16 protein-coding genes and 1 pseudogene are annotated in these 16,073 nt (G+C 71.2%); 8 read left to right on the plus strand and 9 right to left on the minus strand.

Translation table 11 applies throughout. The features are described from left to right. Positions 1–55 precede the first annotated feature (55 nt). Entirely contained in the window at positions 56–634 is a 579-nt protein-coding gene (locus ABT369_RS04475) for a response regulator (RefSeq protein ID WP_350610262.1), read from the plus strand. On the opposite strand, the gene ABT369_RS04480 is transcribed toward ABT369_RS04475, so the two are convergent. Further along, a complete protein-coding gene (locus tag ABT369_RS04480) occupies positions 631–954 on the minus strand; it encodes an STAS domain-containing protein (protein ID WP_223100440.1) in 324 nt (107 codons plus the stop codon). The two genes, ABT369_RS04475 and ABT369_RS04480, sit on opposite strands and share 4 nt — an antisense overlap. A 101-nt stretch (positions 955–1,055) precedes the next feature. Between ABT369_RS04480 and hemL the strand changes: the two genes are divergently transcribed. From hemL to ccsB, 6 genes are read left to right on the plus strand one after another with little or no spacing between them, the layout of a single operon-like run. Then, the gene (hemL, locus tag ABT369_RS04485; protein WP_350610263.1) at positions 1,056–2,387 is read left to right on the plus strand and encodes a glutamate-1-semialdehyde 2,1-aminomutase; all 1,332 of its coding nucleotides are present in this window, start codon (positions 1,056–1,058) and stop codon (positions 2,385–2,387) included. Continuing rightward, positions 2,384–3,028 carry a histidine phosphatase family protein gene (locus ABT369_RS04490; RefSeq protein WP_350610264.1) on the plus strand — a complete coding sequence of 215 codons (645 nt, stop codon included), beginning with the start codon at positions 2,384–2,386 and terminating at the stop codon, positions 3,026–3,028. Before hemL ends, ABT369_RS04490 begins: the two co-directional genes overlap by 4 nt. A gap of 1 nt (position 3,029) precedes the next feature. After that, the gene (locus ABT369_RS04495; protein WP_350610265.1) at positions 3,030–3,560 is read left to right on the plus strand and encodes a TlpA family protein disulfide reductase; all 531 of its coding nucleotides are present in this window, start codon (positions 3,030–3,032) and stop codon (positions 3,558–3,560) included. Beyond that, entirely contained in the window at positions 3,560–4,306 is a 747-nt protein-coding gene (locus ABT369_RS04500; protein WP_350610266.1) for a cytochrome c biogenesis CcdA family protein, read from the plus strand. The genes ABT369_RS04495 and ABT369_RS04500 overlap by 1 nt, the downstream gene beginning before the upstream one ends. Beyond that, positions 4,243–5,877, plus strand: a complete 1,635-nt coding sequence (gene resB, locus ABT369_RS04505; RefSeq protein ID WP_502891701.1) for a cytochrome c biogenesis protein ResB — start codon at positions 4,243–4,245, stop codon at positions 5,875–5,877. The genes ABT369_RS04500 and resB overlap by 64 nt, the downstream gene beginning before the upstream one ends. Beyond that, positions 5,877–6,830 carry a c-type cytochrome biogenesis protein CcsB gene (ccsB, locus tag ABT369_RS04510; protein WP_350610268.1) on the plus strand — a complete coding sequence of 318 codons (954 nt, stop codon included), beginning with the start codon at positions 5,877–5,879 and terminating at the stop codon, positions 6,828–6,830. Before resB ends, ccsB begins: the two co-directional genes overlap by 1 nt. Before the next feature lie 99 nt (positions 6,831–6,929). On the opposite strand, the pseudogene ABT369_RS04515 reads toward ccsB, so the two are convergent. From ABT369_RS04515 to ABT369_RS04550, 8 genes and pseudogenes are all read right to left on the minus strand, one after another. Further along, positions 6,930–7,553: pseudogene (locus ABT369_RS04515) on the minus strand (oxygenase MpaB family protein); the annotation flags it as partial. 15 nt (positions 7,554–7,568) lie between these two features. Beyond that, entirely contained in the window at positions 7,569–8,210 is a 642-nt protein-coding gene (locus tag ABT369_RS04520; protein ID WP_350610269.1) for a hypothetical protein, read from the minus strand. Positions 8,211–8,319: 109 nt separating this feature from the next. After that, entirely contained in the window at positions 8,320–9,537 is a 1,218-nt protein-coding gene (locus ABT369_RS04525; protein ID WP_350610270.1) for an ABC transporter permease, read from the minus strand. Next, positions 9,534–10,256: an ABC transporter ATP-binding protein gene (locus tag ABT369_RS04530; protein ID WP_350610271.1), complete on the minus strand. Its 723-nt coding sequence runs from the start codon at positions 10,254–10,256 to the stop codon at positions 9,534–9,536. Before ABT369_RS04530 ends, ABT369_RS04525 begins: the two co-directional genes overlap by 4 nt. Position 10,257: 1 nt before the next feature. After that, entirely contained in the window at positions 10,258–11,493 is a 1,236-nt protein-coding gene (locus ABT369_RS04535) for an efflux RND transporter periplasmic adaptor subunit (RefSeq protein ID WP_350610272.1), read from the minus strand. A gap of 36 nt (positions 11,494–11,529) precedes the next feature. Continuing rightward, the gene (locus tag ABT369_RS04540; RefSeq protein ID WP_350610273.1) at positions 11,530–13,149 is read right to left on the minus strand and encodes a sensor histidine kinase; all 1,620 of its coding nucleotides are present in this window, start codon (positions 13,147–13,149) and stop codon (positions 11,530–11,532) included. Further along, on the minus strand, positions 13,146–13,874 hold the full coding sequence (locus ABT369_RS04545; protein WP_350610274.1) for a response regulator transcription factor: 729 nt from the start codon (positions 13,872–13,874) through the stop codon (positions 13,146–13,148). Before ABT369_RS04545 ends, ABT369_RS04540 begins: the two co-directional genes overlap by 4 nt. A gap of 11 nt (positions 13,875–13,885) precedes the next feature. Beyond that, positions 13,886–15,040: an efflux RND transporter periplasmic adaptor subunit gene (locus ABT369_RS04550; RefSeq protein WP_350610275.1), complete on the minus strand. Its 1,155-nt coding sequence runs from the start codon at positions 15,038–15,040 to the stop codon at positions 13,886–13,888. Positions 15,041–15,210: 170 nt separating this feature from the next. On the opposite strand from ABT369_RS04550, the gene ABT369_RS04555 reads away from it, so the two are divergent. Beyond that, positions 15,211–15,798 carry a hypothetical protein gene (locus ABT369_RS04555; RefSeq protein WP_350610276.1) on the plus strand — a complete coding sequence of 196 codons (588 nt, stop codon included), beginning with the start codon at positions 15,211–15,213 and terminating at the stop codon, positions 15,796–15,798. Positions 15,799–16,073: the final 275 nt, after the last annotated feature.

Genomic DNA, 16,073 nt, shown 5'->3' on the forward strand with positions numbered 1-16,073 from the left:
TCAGCCGCTGCCCGACCATCCACCCCGACCCAGCCGCTGGGTGTAGGTTGCTGTGGTGACTGGACCGGACCGGCCCGCGAAGGTGCTGCTCGTCGACGACCGGCGGGACAACCTGCTGGCCCTCGAGGCGATCCTGCAGGGCCTTCCGGTGCAGACGGTCGGGGCGGACAGCGGCGAGGACGCGCTCAAGCGGCTGCTCGTGGACGACTTCGCGCTGATCCTGCTCGACGCCCAGATGCCCACGATGGACGGCTTCGAGACCGCCCGCCACATCAAGCGCCGCGAGAAGACCCGGCACGTGCCGATCATCTTCCTCACGGCCGCCGACCGGGACTCTCACCTCGCCCTGCGCGGCTACGCGGCCGGGGCCGTGGACTACCTCACGAAGCCGTTCGACCCGTGGGTGCTGCGCGCCAAGGTCTCCGTCTTCGTCGAGCTCTGGACGATGACGCAGCAGCTCGCGGCCCAGTCGGAGCTCGTGCGGGTGCGCGAGGCCGAGCTGCGCGCGGCCGGCCTGGCCGTGGACGAGGCCACCGCGCTGCTCAAGGGCGCGCTGGCGGCCGACGGCGAGCTCGGCCGGGAGCAGGTGGAGAAGGCGATGGCCGCGCTGGCGAAGACGCGCGCGCGGTTCTAGACCTCCTGGATCATCAGCGCGTTGCGCAGCCCGGTGATGTCCAGCACCCGGATCAGGAACGCGCCCACGTTGACCAGCACCAGGTAGCTCTGCGCCAGGGTGGCCTTGCGGCTCAGCACCACCAGCGTCCCGAGGCCCTGGGAGTCACAGAACGTCACGCCCGCCATGTCGAGCACTACGCGCGCCGGCGGCTCGTTCAGCACGTCGTCCACGGCCGCGGCCAGGCGGGGAACGGTCGACATGTCGATCTCACCGGTCAGCGACACGACGGTCTCGCTCGGTGCACGGCGCACGGATACGGAGAGATCGGGTCGATCCACGACACCAGCCTATATCTGATCAGGCCTGGCAGTGGTGTCGGGCACACGGGCCCGAGGGCCGCGCGTCGCACGCCCGGAGCGGCTGTCAGAATGGGCAGGCTGTGACCGATATTGACACCGCCGGTCTCGGCCCGTTTTCGGGCGACGCGCCGGCCTCGCAGGCCCTGTTCGACCGTGCCCAGGCCATCGTGCCGGGTGGGGTGAATTCACCTGTCCGGGCCTTCCGGGCGGTCGGGGGCACCCCGCGCTTCATGGTCGGCGGCTCCGGCTGCTGGCTCACCGACGCCGACGGCCGGCGCTACCTGGACCTCGTCTGCTCGTGGGGGCCGCTGATCCTCGGCCACGCCCACCCCGAGGTCATCGCCGCCATCACCGAGGCCGCCGCGCGCGGCACCAGCTTCGGCACCCCGACGCCCGGCGAGGTCGCCCTCGCCGAGGAGATCGTCGCCCGGACCCCGATCGACCAGGTGCGCCTGGTCAACTCGGGCACCGAGGCGACGATGAGCGCCCTGCGCCTGGCGCGCGGGTTCACCGGGCGGCCCAAGGTGATCAAGTTCGCCGGTTGCTACCACGGGCACGTCGACGCGCTGCTCGTCGCGGCCGGGTCCGGGGTGGCCACGCTGGCCCTGCCGGACTCGCCCGGCGTCACGGGTGCGGCCGCGGGCGACACGATCGTCCTGCCGTACAACGACGTCGCCGCGCTCGAGGAGGCCTTCGCGGCCCACGGGGACCAGATCGCCGCGGTGATCACCGAGGCCGCCGCCGGCAACATGGGCGTGGTCGCGCCCCGCGACGGGTTCAACGCGAAGCTCGCCGAGCTCGCGCACCGCCACGGCGCCCTGCTCATCCTCGACGAGGTCATGACCGGGTTCCGGGTCAGCCGCGGCGGCTGGGCCGGGCTCGAGCCCGTGGACGCCGACCTCTACACGTTCGGCAAGGTCATGGGCGGCGGCATGCCGGCCGCGGCGTTCGGCGGACGGACCGAGATCATGTCGCGGCTCGCCCCGGCCGGCCCGGTGTACCAAGCCGGAACCCTCTCCGGCAATCCGCTGGCGTGCGCGGCGGGCCTCGCGACCCTCCGGCTGGCGACCCCGGACGTCTACGAGCGCCTGGACGCCACCGCCGCGACGGTGTCGAAGCTGGCCTCCGATGCCCTGGCCGCTGCGGGTGTACCGCACGTGCTGTCCACGGCCGGCAGCATGTTCTCGATCTTCTTCACCGACCGGCCGGTGCACTCGTTCGCCGAGGCGCAGACGCAGGACGTGGCCGCGTTCCGGGCCTTCTTCCACGAGATGCTCTCGCGCGGCGTCTACCTGCCGCCGAGCGCGTACGAGTCCTGGTTCGTCTCCACCGCGATCGACGACGAGGCGCTCGGCGTGCTCGAGGCGGCCCTGCCGCACGCGGCCCGGGCGGCGGCGCGGGTGGCGGCATGAAGACGATCGTCCACGTGCTGCGCCACGGTGAGGTCTACAACCCGACGAAGATCCTCTACGGGCGCCTGCCCGGCTTCCGGCTCTCCGAGCTCGGCGTGCAGATGGCCAAGGCCGCGGCCGAGTCGCTGGCCGGCCACGACATCACGCACCTGGTCGCGAGCCCGCTGGAGCGCGCGCAGCAGACCGCCGAGCCGTTCGCCGAGCAGCTCGGGCTGCCGGTGGCGGTCGACGAGCGGCTGATCGAGAGCGCGAACTTCTTCGAGGGCAAGCAGGTCGGCGTCGGCGACGGTTCGCTCAAGGACCCGCGCAACTGGTGGGTGCTGCGTGACCCGAGGACCCCGTCCTGGGGCGAGCCCTACAACGTCATCGCGGCGCGGATGTATCAGGCCATCCTCACCGCCCGCGAGGCGGCGGATGGGCACGAGGCCGTGTGCGTCTCGCACCAGCTGCCGATCTGGACGCTACGCCGGCACGTCGAGAAGAAGCGGCTCTGGCACGACCCGCGGCGCCGCGAGTGCTCGCTGGCCAGCCTCACCAGCTTCCACTTCGACGACACGAAGATCGTCGGCATCGCCTACTCGGAGCCGGCCGCGCACCTGGTCGCCCTGTCGGCCTCGGCCCGCAACGCCAAGGGCGCCTGAGATGCGCCGGGCCCTCGTGCTGGTGCTCGTGCTGTTCCTGGCCGCCTGCACCAGCAGCACACCAAAGAACGCCCTCGGCAGCCGCAAGATCGACGTGGCCAAGCGGGTCGCGGCGCCCACCATGGGCGGCGAGCTCATGGACGGCTCCGGCCGGTTCGAGCTGGCCCAGCACAAGGGCCAGGTCGTGGTCGTGAACTTCTGGGCCTCGTACTGCCCGCCCTGCCGCTCCGAGGCCCCCGAGCTGGAGAAGGTGCTCGCGGCGACCAAGTCCCAGGGCGTCACCTTCATCGGGGTCAACATCCGCGACCAGCGCGACCCGGCCGAGGCGTACCTGGCCGACATCAAGCCGACGTACGGCAGCATCTTCGACCCGTCCGGATCGCTCGCGCTCAACTTCGACGTGCCGCCGAACTCGATCCCCGCCACGCTGGTGATCGACAAGGCCGGGCGCATCGCGGCCGTCATGCGCTCCGAGGTCGACCAGGCGCTGCTCGAACCGGTCGTTCGCGACCTGCTGGCCGAGAAGGCCTGATGGACGCCGGCTCGGTCGCCGCGAGCGGTCCCCTGCTGCTGGCCATCGGGGTGGCCGCGCTCGCCGGGTTGGTCAGCTTCCTGTCGCCGTGCATCCTGCCGCTCGTGCCGGGCTACCTGTCCTACGTCACCGGCCTGGCCGGCGCGGACCTCGACTCCGGCAAGCGCCGCGGCCGGGTGCTCGCCGGCGTGGGCCTGTTCGTCGCGGGCTTCGGCGTGGTGTTCGTCGGGCTGATCGTGCTCGCCACCCAGGCCGCGATGACGATGGTCGTGCACCGCCGGACGATCGAGATCGTGGTCGGCGTCGCCGTGATCGTGCTCGGCCTGGCCTTCATGGGCCTGGTGCCGGGCCTGGAGCGGCAGTGGCGCATCCAGCGGCTGCCCTCCGCGGGCCTGGTCGGCGCGCCCGTGCTCGGCGTGGTCTTCGCGCTGTCGTGGGCGCCGTGCACCGGCCCGACCCTCGGCGCGATGATCGCGCTCGGCTCGACCAGCGGCTCGCAGGCCCGGGCGGTCACGCTCGCGGTCGCGTACTCGCTCGGCCTCGGAATCCCGTTCATCGCGATGGGGCTGGGCTTCCAGCGGCTCATCGGGGTCGTGAAGTTCATCCGGCGCAACAGCCGCTGGGTGACCCGCATCGGCGGCGCCCTGCTCGTGCTGATCGGCCTCGCCCTGGTCACCGGCGTCTGGAGCTACCTCATGACCGCCCTGCAGGCGAACATCGGCCCGGCCGGAACGGTGCCGATCTGATGCGCTGGCTCTACCACACCGCCGTCGCCGTAAGCCGCCGCGCCTGGCGTCAGCTGACCAGCATGCGCACCGCCCTGGTGCTGCTGTTCCTGCTCGCCGTGGCCGCGATCCCGGGCTCGGTGCTGCCGCAGCGCAACGTGTCGCCGGAGAAGGTCGACACCTATCTCGACACGCACAAGCAGTGGGGGCCGACGCTCGACCGGCTCTCGTTCTTCGACGTGTACGGCTCGCCCTGGTTCTCGGCGATCTACCTGCTGCTGTTCGTCTCGCTCGTCGGGTGCCTGGTGCCGCGGTTCCGGCAGCACTTCGTCGCGCTGGTGAAGGTACCGCCGAAAGCTCCCGCTCGTTTCGAGCGGCTGCCGCAGCACGCCGTGCTCGCCGGGTCGGGGACCGCCGAGGACGCCGACCGCATCCGTCGCGTGCTGCGCAAGCGCCGCTTCCGCACCACGGTGCGCAAGGACGGCGAGGTGCTGGAGATCTCGGCCGAGAAGGGCTACCTGAAGGAGACCGGCAACCTGGTCTTCCACTCCGCCCTGCTGTCGCTGCTCTTCGGCGTCGCGTTCGGCTCGTGGTTCGGCTGGCACGGCAACCGCCTGCTGGTGGAGGGCGACGACTTCGCCTTCTGCAACACGCTGCTCAACTACGACGAGCACGCGCTGGGCGCCCAGGTCGGCGAGAACGACCTGCCCCGGTTCTGCCTGCGGCTGGACAAGTTCACCGCGAGCTACCTCGACAACGGGCAGCCGGTGACGTACAAGGCCGACGTCCACGTGACCGAGAACGGCAAGTCTTCCGAGCGCCGACTGCAGGTCAACGACCCGTTGCGCCTCGACGGGGCGAACGTGTCGCTGCTCGGGCACGGGTACGCGCCGATCCTGCGGTACACCGACAAGTACGGCAAGACCTCGGAGAACGTGTCGAACTTCCTGCCCTCGGACGGCCTGCTCACCAGCCAGGGCGTGGCCACGTTCCCGGACGTGAACATCAACCCGGAGACGCACACCCGCGACGACAAGGCGCAGATCGGATTCTCGGGCATCTACCTGCCCACGGTCCCGTCCGACCCGTCCGTCAACTCCTCCGCGTTCCCGGCCGAGAACGATCCCCGCCTCATGTTGCAGCCGTACCGCGGAGTGCTCGGCTTCGACGCGGGCGCCCCCTTGTCCGTCTACACCCTCGACACCCGCCAGATCGAGGCCGGACGGCTCGCGAAGTTCGGCGACCCGCTGATGCTCAAGCCCGGCCAGAGCGCGACCCTGCCCGACGGCACCACCGTGCAGTTCGTCGGCACCCGCCAGTGGATCAGCATCTCGGTGCGCCACGACCCCGGCCAGCCGATCGTGCTGGGCGGCGCCATCGCGCTGCTCGCCGGCCTGCTCGGCTCGCTGTCGGGCAAGCGCCGCCGGGTCTTCTTCCGCATCGCACCCACCGGCATCACGGCCGGCGGCCTGCCGCGCAGCGACCACCCCGGCTTCGCCGAGGAGTTCGCCGAGATCGTGCGCGCGGCCGCCCCCGCCGCTTCGGTGCCGGAGCAGGTGGCGCAGACTGAGTCCGTCGAGGAGGTTGTGTGATGGGCGGGTTGTCGAACCAGCTGTTGGTGGTCACGATTTTCAGCTACGTGCTGGCGATGATGGCCTACGCGGTTGAGTATGCCTTCGGCGGCCGCGGCGTGGTCGCCCGCTTGGCCGTGCGGGAGCTGGCAACCGTGGGCGGCGGTGGCGTCTCGTCGGAGGTCGCGGCCGAAGAGGTCGTCTCGGCTCCCTCCCCCGGCGCTCGCCGGGCCGGCATCACCGCGGTCGTCCTCATGGTGCTGGGCTACCTGGCCCACGTGGGCGCCCTGGTCACGCGGGGCATCGCCGCGGACCGCGCCCCCTGGGGCAACATGTACGAGTTCGTCATGATGGCCACCGCGGTGGGCATGACGGCCTGGCTGTTCACGATGGTCCGCCTGCCCAACCTGCGCCACCTGGGCCTGTTCGTCACCCTGGTCGCCGCGGTCCTGCTGTCGGTCGCCGGCATGAGCCTCTACGTGCCGGTCGGCCCCCTGGTGCCGGCCCTGCACTCCTACTGGCTGGTCATCCACGTGGGCGCCGCGTCGACGTCGTCGGGCATCTTCCTGGTCGGCTTCGTGGCCGCCGCGATGCACCTGATCCGCATGGGCTACGACGCCGGCAAGACCCGCTTCCCGTACTCCCTGGGCGAGCGCCTCCCGGCCGCCGCGACCCTGGAGCGCGTGACCTTCCGGGTCCACGCGTTCGGCTTCCCGATCTGGACCTTCGGCGTGATCTCGGGCGCGATCTGGGCCGAGGCGGCCTGGGGCCGGTACTGGAACTGGGACCCGAAGGAGATCTGGTCCTTCATCGCCTGGGTCGTGTACGCCGGCTACCTGCACGCGCGGTCAACCCCGAGCGTGAGCCGCCGGGTGACGTCCTGGATCGCCGTGATCGGCTGGGGCACCATGCTGGTCAACCTGTTCGGCGTCAACCTGGTGGCGAACGGCCTGCACTCCTACGCCGGCGTCTGACCCCCGCGTCCGGCGTTTCTGGCGCCGCGTGCGGGGCGTCGTCGGCTTCGTCCGCCGGGGGAGCCACCGCACCACCGTGCGGCGGATACGCAGCGCCGTGACCACCGCGGCCCGCACCGGTCGCGGAGGGTCCGGCAGGCCCACGGCGGCCCGCACCTGCGGCAGGAGCAGCGCGGCCACCACCGGGCGGACCAGGAAGCGCAGCCAGGGGCGGACCCGAGTCCGGGCCATCGCCAGCGTCTGCTCGCTGCACACGCGCCCGGCCTCGGAGAAGGCGAACTCCGCCTCGCGAGCGGCGAGGTAGGCGAACGGGTCGCTCGGGAAGTCGCGCACGCCCATGCGGTGCGCCAGCGCGGCGTAGAAGCCGATCAGCGCGTCCCGCTCCGGCGGCGTCAACGGGCGCCAGCCGTAGGCGTCCAGCCACCGGATCAGCGTCACGGCGAGGGCGGCCAGGGCGAAGCGGTTGTGCGCGGCCGTCACCGGGGTGCCCCGGTGGCTGCGGTTCACGAAGCGCAGGATCTCCCGGCCGCGCGGGGAGTCCAGGCCGTGCTCGACCAGGTCGCCGAAGGTCAGCGACGTGATCTCGGCCCGCGTGAGCAGGTCGGAGGTCGAGCCCACCGCGGCCGCCGTCGGTGGCCAGGCGTACAGGTGCCAGATCATCAGGCGGCCGGCCATGCGCACGTCCCACGGGAAGTCATAGAACATGATCCGCTGAACCGGCATGCCGCCCGAGGGTAGCTACTTCGTCTTCGTAATCGAGGTTGCTGTCACGGAACCGTCAGCCTGCTGGCCCTGGATCGTCACCGTCGAGCCCGCGGTCAGGTCCTTCAGGGCGCCGGGGGCCGAGACCGTGGTCTTGTCGCTGGTCTTCACGATCACCGTCTGGCCGTCCGCGGTCTCCACGTACACCGTGGTGCCGTCGACCAGCTTGACCGTGCCGGTCACGCCGCTGCGGGTGCCCGTGTTGCCCTGGCCGCCACCCTGCGCGCCGCCGCCCGGGAACTGGCCTCCGTTGCGGCCCGCGAAGGCGCTCGCGAGCGCGGCCGGGTTGGCGCCGCCCGGGCCCGACGCGGCGGGGGCGGTGCCGTAGGACTTCTGCACCTGGGCGCCGCCGACGAAGCCGACCACCAGCAGGGCCAGGCCGGCCAGGACGTAGGTGGCGCGGTTGGCCAGGCGCCGGGGTGCGGCCTTCGCGATCCGCTCGTTCAGGTCGTCGTCCAGCGGAGGCTCGGCCAGGAGGTCGGGCTCGGGCTCGTCCAGGAGGTCGGGCTCGGGCCCGTCCAGGACGGCGGGGAGAAACTCCGTGTCGTCGTCGGAGGCGTCCGGGCGCTCGTACGGCGACGCGTCCGGACGGCGGAAAGGCGAAGCGGCGTGGGTCACGGGAACTCCTTTTGGAACACCGGTCGTGCGGGTGGGACCAGGTTGCGATGCCCGCGGGGGGTTTTGGCACCGCAACCGGGACCTACCCGCGCGGAGAACGACAGGGCATTTACTCGTACCGAAGGGCCTCGATCGGGCGCAGGCCGGCCGCCCGGGAGGCGGGGTAGCTGCCGAAGAACAGGCCGATCGCGACCGAGAAGCCCAGCGCCAGGGCGACCGAGCTGGGCACGATGACCGGCTTGATGCTCACGATCGTGAACTGGCTGCCGATGATGGCCGCGGCCACGCCGAGCAGGCCGCCGATCAGCGACAACACCGTCGCCTCGACCAGGAACTGGGTGAGGATGGTGCGCTTCGGGGCGCCGAGCGCCTTGCGGATGCCGATCTCGCGGGTCCGCTCGGTGACGGTCACCATCATGATGTTCGTGATACCGATGCCGCCGACCAGGAGGCTGATGCCGGCCACGGCGCCGAGCAGCAGCGTGAACGTCTCGGCGGTGTTGGCCCGGGTCTCCAGCAGCTGCGACTGGTTGAGGATGCGGTACGCCGACGTCGTCGAGGACCCGCTGATGTTCAGCTTCTCGTTGAGGATCGCGGTGATCTCGGACTGCGCCTCGCTGACCGCGTCCGGCGAGGTCGCCTGCACGAGGAGCTGGTTGAGCGAGCCGTACCCGGTCAGCGACTCCTGCACCGCGGAGACCGGCGCCATGGCCACGTCGTTCGGGTCGTTGAAGCCGCTGCCGCCCTTCTCCGCGAGCACCCCGATGACCGTGAAGAGCTTGCCGGAGACGGTGACCTGCTTGGACAGCGGGTCGACGTTGCCGAAGAGCTCCTCGGCGACGGTCGAGCCGATCACCACGACCTTGCGCGAGTCCTTCACGTCGTCGTCGGTGAACAGCGTGCCCTTCGAGATCTTGAAGTTGGACGCCGCGACATAGCCCGGATACGTACCGACGAACTGCGCGATGGTGTGATCCGTACCCTCATAGGTCGCCGCCTGCGAGCCGGTCACCACCGGCGAGACGCTCTTGACGTGCGGGGCCTCGTCCTTGTTCTCCAAGGCCGGCACGAGATCCATGTTCAGCGCGGTGTTCTGGGTCGAGGCCGCCCCACGCGCCCCGCCGCCGGCCCCCGCCGTGACAGTCAGGGTGTTGGTGCCCAGCGACTCGATCTGGTTCTGCACCGCCTGAGCCGAGCCGTTGCCGACCGCGACGAGCAGGATGACCGCGGCGACGCCGATCAGGATGCCCAGCACCGTGAGGCTGGAGCGCAGCTTGTTCGCCGTGATCGCGCGCAGCGCGAAGCGGATGGTCTCGAAGATGTTCACTTCAGCCGCTCATCCTGGACGATGCGTCCGTCGACCAGCCGGATCAGCCGCTTGGCGTGCTCGGCGACGTCCGGCTCGTGAGTGATCAGCACGATGGTTCGGCCCGACCGGTTGAGCTGGTCGAACACCGCGAGCACATCGTTGGTGGACTGGGTGTCGAGGTTGCCCGTGGGCTCGTCGGCCAGCAGCAGGGCCGGCGCGGTGACCAGCGCCCGGGCGACCGCGACGCGCTGCTGCTGGCCGCCGGAGAGCTGGTTGGGCTCGTGGTCCTCGCGCTGGGCCAGGCCGACCATGTTCAGGGCGGCCCGGGCGCGGCGGCGGCGCTCTGCGGCCTTGACCCCGGCGTAGGCGAGCGGCAGCTCCACGTTGGCCAGCGCGGTGGTGCGGGCGATGAGGTTGAACGACTGGAACACGAAGCCGATCCGGCGGTTGCGCACGAGCGCGAGCTGGCGGTCGTTGAGCCGGCTGACGTCGACGCCGTCCAGGAGGTACTGCCCGGACGTCGGAATGTCGAGGCAGCCCAGGATGTTCATGAGCGTCGACTTGCCCGAGCCCGACGAGCCCATGATCGCGACGTAGTCGCCGCGCTCGACGGTGAGCGTCACGCCCCGCAGCGCGTGCACCTCGGTCTCGCCCTGGCCGTAGATCTTCGCCACGTTCTGGATGTCGAGCACCGGCTTGGTGGTCGACTCGACCACGGTCATCGTCTGCGTGGTCATGTCAGTTGCCCCCACGACCGCCGCCGCCGAAGTTGCCGCCGCCCCCGCCGAAGTTGCCGGCACCACCGCCGGGGAAGTTGCCCCCGCCGGGGAACTGGTTGGTCGTGCCGGTGGTCGAGTTCGTCGTCGTCGTGGTGATCACGACCTGCTCGCCGGCCTGCAGCCCGGACTTGACCTCCACGAAGCCGCCACCGGTGATGCCGACCTCGACCTGGCGCTCCTCGGTCTGCCCGTTGACCGTCACCTGCACTGTGCGCTGGCCGCCGGCGGTGCGCAGGGCGGTGCTCGGGATGCGCAGCACGTTCTGCGCCTCGGCGACCGTCACGACCGCGGTGGTGCTCTGACCCAGCCGTACCCCCTCCGGAAGCGAGTCCAGCGAGATCGTCACGGCGTAGGAGTTCACGTTGTTGCTGGTCGTGGCCGTCGGAGAAATGGTGGCCACCTTGCCCGTCGCCCGCGTGCCGGACAGCGCGCTCCAGGTGATGTTGGCGGCCTGGCCCGCCTTGAGCTTGGTCGCGTCCGACTCGGCGAAGCTCGCGTTGATCTGCAGCTTCGACAGGTCCGCGATCTGCACGAAGCCGCTGCCGGAGCTCGAGGAGCTCGACGTCGTCGAGCCGGTGGTGCCGTTTCCGCCGCCCCCGCCGCTGGACGCGCTCGAGCCGCCCGACGAGGAGCCGACCGCGCCGCTGACCGCGGTGACCGTGCCGGCGATCGGGGCCGTCAGCACCGTGCCGTTGACGTTGGCCTGCGCCGAGGTCACGTTCGCCTGCGCGGTCGCGACCTGGGCCTGGGCCGAGGCGATCGTGGCGTCGTCGGCGGAGTTGTTCTGGTCGCGGGTCAGCGCCGCCTTGGCCGCGGTCAGGTTCGCCTTCGCGGTGTCCAGCGCGGCCTGGGCCGAGGTCGGGTCCACCTTGGCGAGCGTCTGGCCCTTCGTGACCACGTCGCCGACCTTCACGTCGACCTCGGTGACCGTGCCCGAGGTGGCGAAGTTGGCGTTCGCGGTCGAGGCGCTGGCCACCGAGCCGGTCGCCGAGACCGTCTGGGAGACCGTGCCCTCGGTGACCGCCACGTTCCGGGTGCGCGTGGTGCTCGTCCCGGTGTCGGCGTTCGCGGCCGGTCCGCTGACGATCTGGTACGCCCAGAACGCCCCGCCGACCGCGGCGAGCACGAGCACGGTGTTCACGAGGGTCACGGAGTTGAGCCGTGGCTTGCCCGAAGAAGGCAGCGACAAACGCATGAGGGGAATGGTGGTGGAAATCGCTCGGAGCAAACCTCAGCGAACCTCGGAGTTGCCTCGGAATCCCGTTGCCCGCATTTCCACCGATTCGTCGGGGCGTTCGGGCCCCGGTTCGACGCCCTCATCGAGGTCGATGTCGACGAACTCGTCGACAAGGTCGTCGGCTAGGTCGTCGGCAAGGTCGTCGGGAAGATCCAGAGCCGGCAGCAGTACCCGGAACGTCGTGCCCTGCCCCGGAGCCGTCCACAGCTCCACGCGCCCGCCGTGCGCCTGCACGATCGAGGCGACGATCGACAGCCCCAGGCCGGCGCCGCCGTAGCGGCGGGAGCGGGAGCCCTCGGCGCGGTACAGCCGCTCGAAGACCCGCACGGCGTCCTCCGGCTTCATGCCCGGGCCGGTGTCGCTGACCTCGACGCAGCCCAGCGGCGCGCCCTCGGGCAGCGTGGCCCCGACGGCCGCGATCGGCAGCATCTTCGGCGGCCCGGCGCGCCCGACCTTGACCACGATCCGGGTGTCCTCCGGCGTGTGCTGCAGCGCGTTGCTGACCAGGTTGGCCACTACCTGCCGCAGCCGCGCCTCGTCGCCCTCGACCGTGATCGGCTCGAAGGTCACCGAGCGCTCCTCCAGCGCCGCGAGCTGTACGAACCGCGTCGGCACCCGCACGTGCGCGTCCCGCACGGTGTCGGCGGCGACAGCGAGCAGGTCGACGGGGTGCTGCTGCAGCGGGCGCTCCTCGTCCAGGCGGGCCAGCGTCAGCAGGTCGTTGACGAGCAGGCGCATCCGGCTGACCTCGGCCTCGATGCACTCCATCGCCTCGTCCAGGGCCGGGCCGGGCGGGGCGCCGCCGCGCCGGTACAGCTCGGCGAAGCCCTGCACGCTGGTGAGCGGGGTGCGCAGCTCGTGCGCGGCGTCGGCGAGGAACTGCCGGAGCCGCCGCTCCGAGGCCGCGCTGTCGTCGACCGCGCCCTCGATGCGGGTCATCATCGTGTTGAGCGCGATGCCGAGGCGGCCCGACTCGGTGTGCGAGTCGGCGTCGTCGATGCGGCGGGAGAGGTTGCCGCCGGCGATGTCGGCCGCGGCCTCCTCCATGCGCGTGAGCGGCGCCAGCCCGACCCGCACCAGCGCGGCGGTGGCGATGCCGACCAGCGCGAGGAGGAAGAGGCTGATGCCGGAGGTGTACTGCACCATCTGGTCCCGCGTCGCCGCGACGTCCTTCAGGGAGATCGCGAATGCCCCGTAGCCCGGGGTGCCGGCCCAGGTCGCCGGGAACACGCGCACCCGCCACTGCGCGCCGGGCCCGTCGACGGTGAACGGCTGCCCGTCCTCGGCCCGCGCCTTGAGGTCGCCGAAGAGCTTCGGGTCGACCAGCGGCGTCTCGGTCGTGTTGTCGAGCCGGCCGTCGGCGTCGAAGTGGTAGATCTGGAACTCGGGGCCGGGCGAGAACTGGCCCTCGGGGCGCTTGTTCTGCGTGGCGCTGCTCGGCGGACGACCCCGGAACGGTCCGGCGAGCTGCTGGTCGACGCGCTGCATGAGGTACCAGTTGAGGAACAGCACCCCGATCACGTTCGCGGTGATCAAGGCGACCGCGGCGATCGACACGACCGAGACGACGATCCGGGTCCGGACCGTCCAGTGTCGCCAGAGCCGCAGGTTCACCCCTCGGTTCTCGGCAGTCTCAGCGCGTAGCCGACGCCGCGGACCGTGTGGATCAGCGGCGGGTCCCACTTGTCGATCTTGCGGCGCAGGTAGTAGACGTAGCTCTCCACGATCCGCCCGTCGCCGCCGAAGTCGTAGTTCCAGACCCGGTCGAGGATCTGCGCCTTGCTCACCACGCGGCCGGCGTTTGTCAGGAGGTACCGCAGCAGATTGAACTCGGTCGGGGACAGGTCGACGCGAATGCCGCCGCGACGCACCTCGTGCGCGTCCTCGTCCATCTCCAGGTCGGCGTAGCGCAGCACCCCGCCGTCGACGAGTTGCTGCTGCTCGCCCAGGCTGCGGCGCAGGATCGCGCGGATCCGCAGCACGACCTCCTCGAGGCTGAACGGCTTGGCCACGTAGTCGTCGGCGCCGACGGTCAGCCCGGAGATGCGGTCCTCGACGGAGTCGCGCGCGGTCAGGAACAGCACCGGCACCGGCCGGCCGCTCGTGCGCAGCCGCTGGGCGACCTCGAAGCCGTCCAGGTCGGGCATCATGACGTCGAGCACGACGAGATCGGGGCAGTACTCGGCGGCCGCGGCCAGTGCCTCGTTGCCCCCGGTGGCGACCCGGACCTCGAAGCCGGTCAGCCGCAGCGTGGCCGAGAGCAGGGCGCGGATGCTCGCCTCGTCGTCGACGACGAGCACCTTCGGCTGGCGTTCGGTCGCCTGAGTCGCGATCGGCATCGGCTCCATCGTCACTGACCCGCCGCCAGGATCTCGTCGCCCTGGGCAAGTCCGCTCTTGATCTCGGTGTTGACGTCGCCGCGCAGCCCGGTCTCGACGGCCCGCCGCTCGTCCTTGCCGTTGACGCGCACGGTGACGAAACCGTCGTGCACGGCGGTCGAGGGGACGAACAGCACGTCGTCCGCGGACGCGGTGACTACTGCGACAGTAGCGCTCTGACCGTAGAGCAGCGTGTCGGGCACCTTGTCGAAGGAGATCAGGGCCGCGTAGCGCACCAGGCGATTCGACACCGTGCCGGCCGGATCGATCTGCAGGACCTTTCCGGCGTACTTCTCCGAAGCGTTGTCCGGCAGGCTGACCTGCGCCGTCTGGCCGACCTTGAGCGCGGCCACCTCGGCCTCGGTGAACTGGGCCTTGACGACCGCGTCGCCGGTGCCGGCGAGCGTGATCACGTTGGAACCGGCCTGGCTGCCGACCGAGCCGGTGACCGAGAGGATCTTGCCGCCGACGGGGGCCGTGATGACGGTGCCGGCGAGCTTGGCGTTGGCCTGCGTGAGGCTCAGCTTGGCGTTGTTGAGCCGCTGCTGGGCGTTCATGAGGTTGTCGCTGGTCTGCTGCACCTGGTTGGCGCGGGTCTGTGCGGCATTTTGACCGGTTTGAGTATTTTGTCCGCCCTGGCCGGTCTGGCCGCCGGTCTGACCACCCGTCTGCCCGCCGGTCTGGCCGCCGGTCTGGCCGCCGGCCGATCTCGACGGGTTCGCCGCGGCCGTCGTCGGGTTGCTCGTGGGCAGGGCCAGCGCGGTGTCGTGCGCGGTCACCGCCTTGGTCAGCGCGTCCTGCGCGTTGGAGACGCTCTCGGAGGCCTGCTCGACCGCGTCCTGGGCCGACGCGTCGTCGATCTTCGCCAGCACCGCGCCCTCGGCGACGACGTCGCCGGCCTTGACGCTGAGCTCGGTGAGCGTGCCGCTGGTGGTGAACCCGAGGTTGCGGGTGGCCTGGGCCTGCACCGTGCCGGACGCGGACACCGTGCTGCTGACCTGCCCCCGGCCCACCTTCGCGGTGCTGACCTGCACCGGAGCCTTCGCGTCGGAATTCGTCAGCACAACCGCCGTCACAGCTGCGGCCGCGAGCACGGCGACCCCTCCGGCAAGCCACCAGACCTTCATGGGAACGTAGTTCAGCGGGTTCTCCTCCCGGCCAGCTAGGCCCGACCTCAAAGTTCCCTGGGAGCCGCCCTCCGGCCGAATCGCGGCATTTACGCGCCTTGCGGTTATGAGGAAACTTTGAGCTTCGGCCGACTCGCCATCGAGCTTGGCGACGTTCCATCACACGGGTGATGAACAAGCGGATCGGCGGCGCCGCCCTGGCGCTCGCCGCGGTGGCGCTCTTCGCCGCCGCCTGCGGCTCCTCCGACGACAACACCCCGACCGCCGCGGGTGCGTCGGGCGGCACGGACTACGTGTCCTGCCTGCGGAACAACGGCGTCGATCTCGGACAGTTCAACAATGCCTCCGGCCGGCCCACCGCCCGCCCGTCGGGCTTCCCGGACAGCCGCCCGTCCGGCCAGCCCCGGCCTTCCGGCGAGCCGCGCCCGTCCGGCAGCGGCGGCTTCCGCGGCGGCGGCCCTGGTGGCGGCCCTGGTGGCTTCTTCGGCAGCGAGGCCCCGAACGGCGTCGACCAGCAGGTGTGGGAGAAGGCCCAGAAGGCGTGCGCGTCGCTGCGCCCGAGCGGCTTCCCCGGCGGCGGCTTCGGCAACGGCGGCGGCAACCGCGGCAACGGCCAGGACGCCGCCTACCGCAACTGCCTCACCGAGCACGGCGTCACCATCACCGGCTCCACCGAGCAGCTCGACACCTCGGACGCGAAGGTCGCGGCCGCGGTGCAGGCGTGCGCCCCGCTGAAGCCCAGCCCGCGCGCGTCCTGACCCAGCGACCACCCGCCCGGCTGGTCGCTGGACTCGGCGGTGCACACCGCCGGGTCACTGCGCCCAGCGCCCAGCCGGGCGGGTCGACTCTTTCGGGTACCCCGGACTGGTGACCGGTTGCCCGGCGGGTCACCGGGCAACCGGTCACCGCGAACCATTCGGGCATGTCCGATACGCCGGACTCGCCCGAACGCGTGAAGTCTTCACTCCAGGGTGCGTCGGCGTCGCACCCACTGTGCGCCGATCTCGCGGCTGCGAATCGGCAAATCCGGACA

The sequence above is a fragment of the Dactylosporangium sp. NPDC000244 genome (assembly GCF_040300725.1).
Lineage (GTDB): Bacteria > Actinomycetota > Actinomycetes > Mycobacteriales > Micromonosporaceae > Dactylosporangium.

Bases quoted from the DNA above. Each gene is read 5' to 3' on its own strand.
- ABT369_RS04500 (WP_350610266.1), top strand. From the start codon at position 3,560: ATGGACGCCGGCTCGGTCGCCGCGAGCGGTCCCCTGCTGCTGGCCATC.
- ABT369_RS04495 (WP_350610265.1), top strand. From the start codon at position 3,030: ATGCGCCGGGCCCTCGTGCTGGTGCTCGTGCTGTTCCTGGCCGCCTGC.
- ABT369_RS04545 (WP_350610274.1), bottom strand. From the start codon at position 13,874: ATGCCGATCGCGACTCAGGCGACCGAACGCCAGCCGAAGGTGCTCGTC.
- ABT369_RS04530 (WP_350610271.1), bottom strand. From the start codon at position 10,256: ATGACCACGCAGACGATGACCGTGGTCGAGTCGACCACCAAGCCGGTG.
- ABT369_RS04490 (WP_350610264.1), top strand. From the start codon at position 2,384: ATGAAGACGATCGTCCACGTGCTGCGCCACGGTGAGGTCTACAACCCG.
- ccsB (WP_350610268.1), top strand. From the start codon at position 5,877: ATGGGCGGGTTGTCGAACCAGCTGTTGGTGGTCACGATTTTCAGCTAC.
- ABT369_RS04555 (WP_350610276.1), top strand. From the start codon at position 15,211: ATGAACAAGCGGATCGGCGGCGCCGCCCTGGCGCTCGCCGCGGTGGCG.
- ABT369_RS04535 (WP_350610272.1), bottom strand. From the start codon at position 11,493: ATGCGTTTGTCGCTGCCTTCTTCGGGCAAGCCACGGCTCAACTCCGTG.
- ABT369_RS04550 (WP_350610275.1), bottom strand. From the start codon at position 15,040: ATGAAGGTCTGGTGGCTTGCCGGAGGGGTCGCCGTGCTCGCGGCCGCA.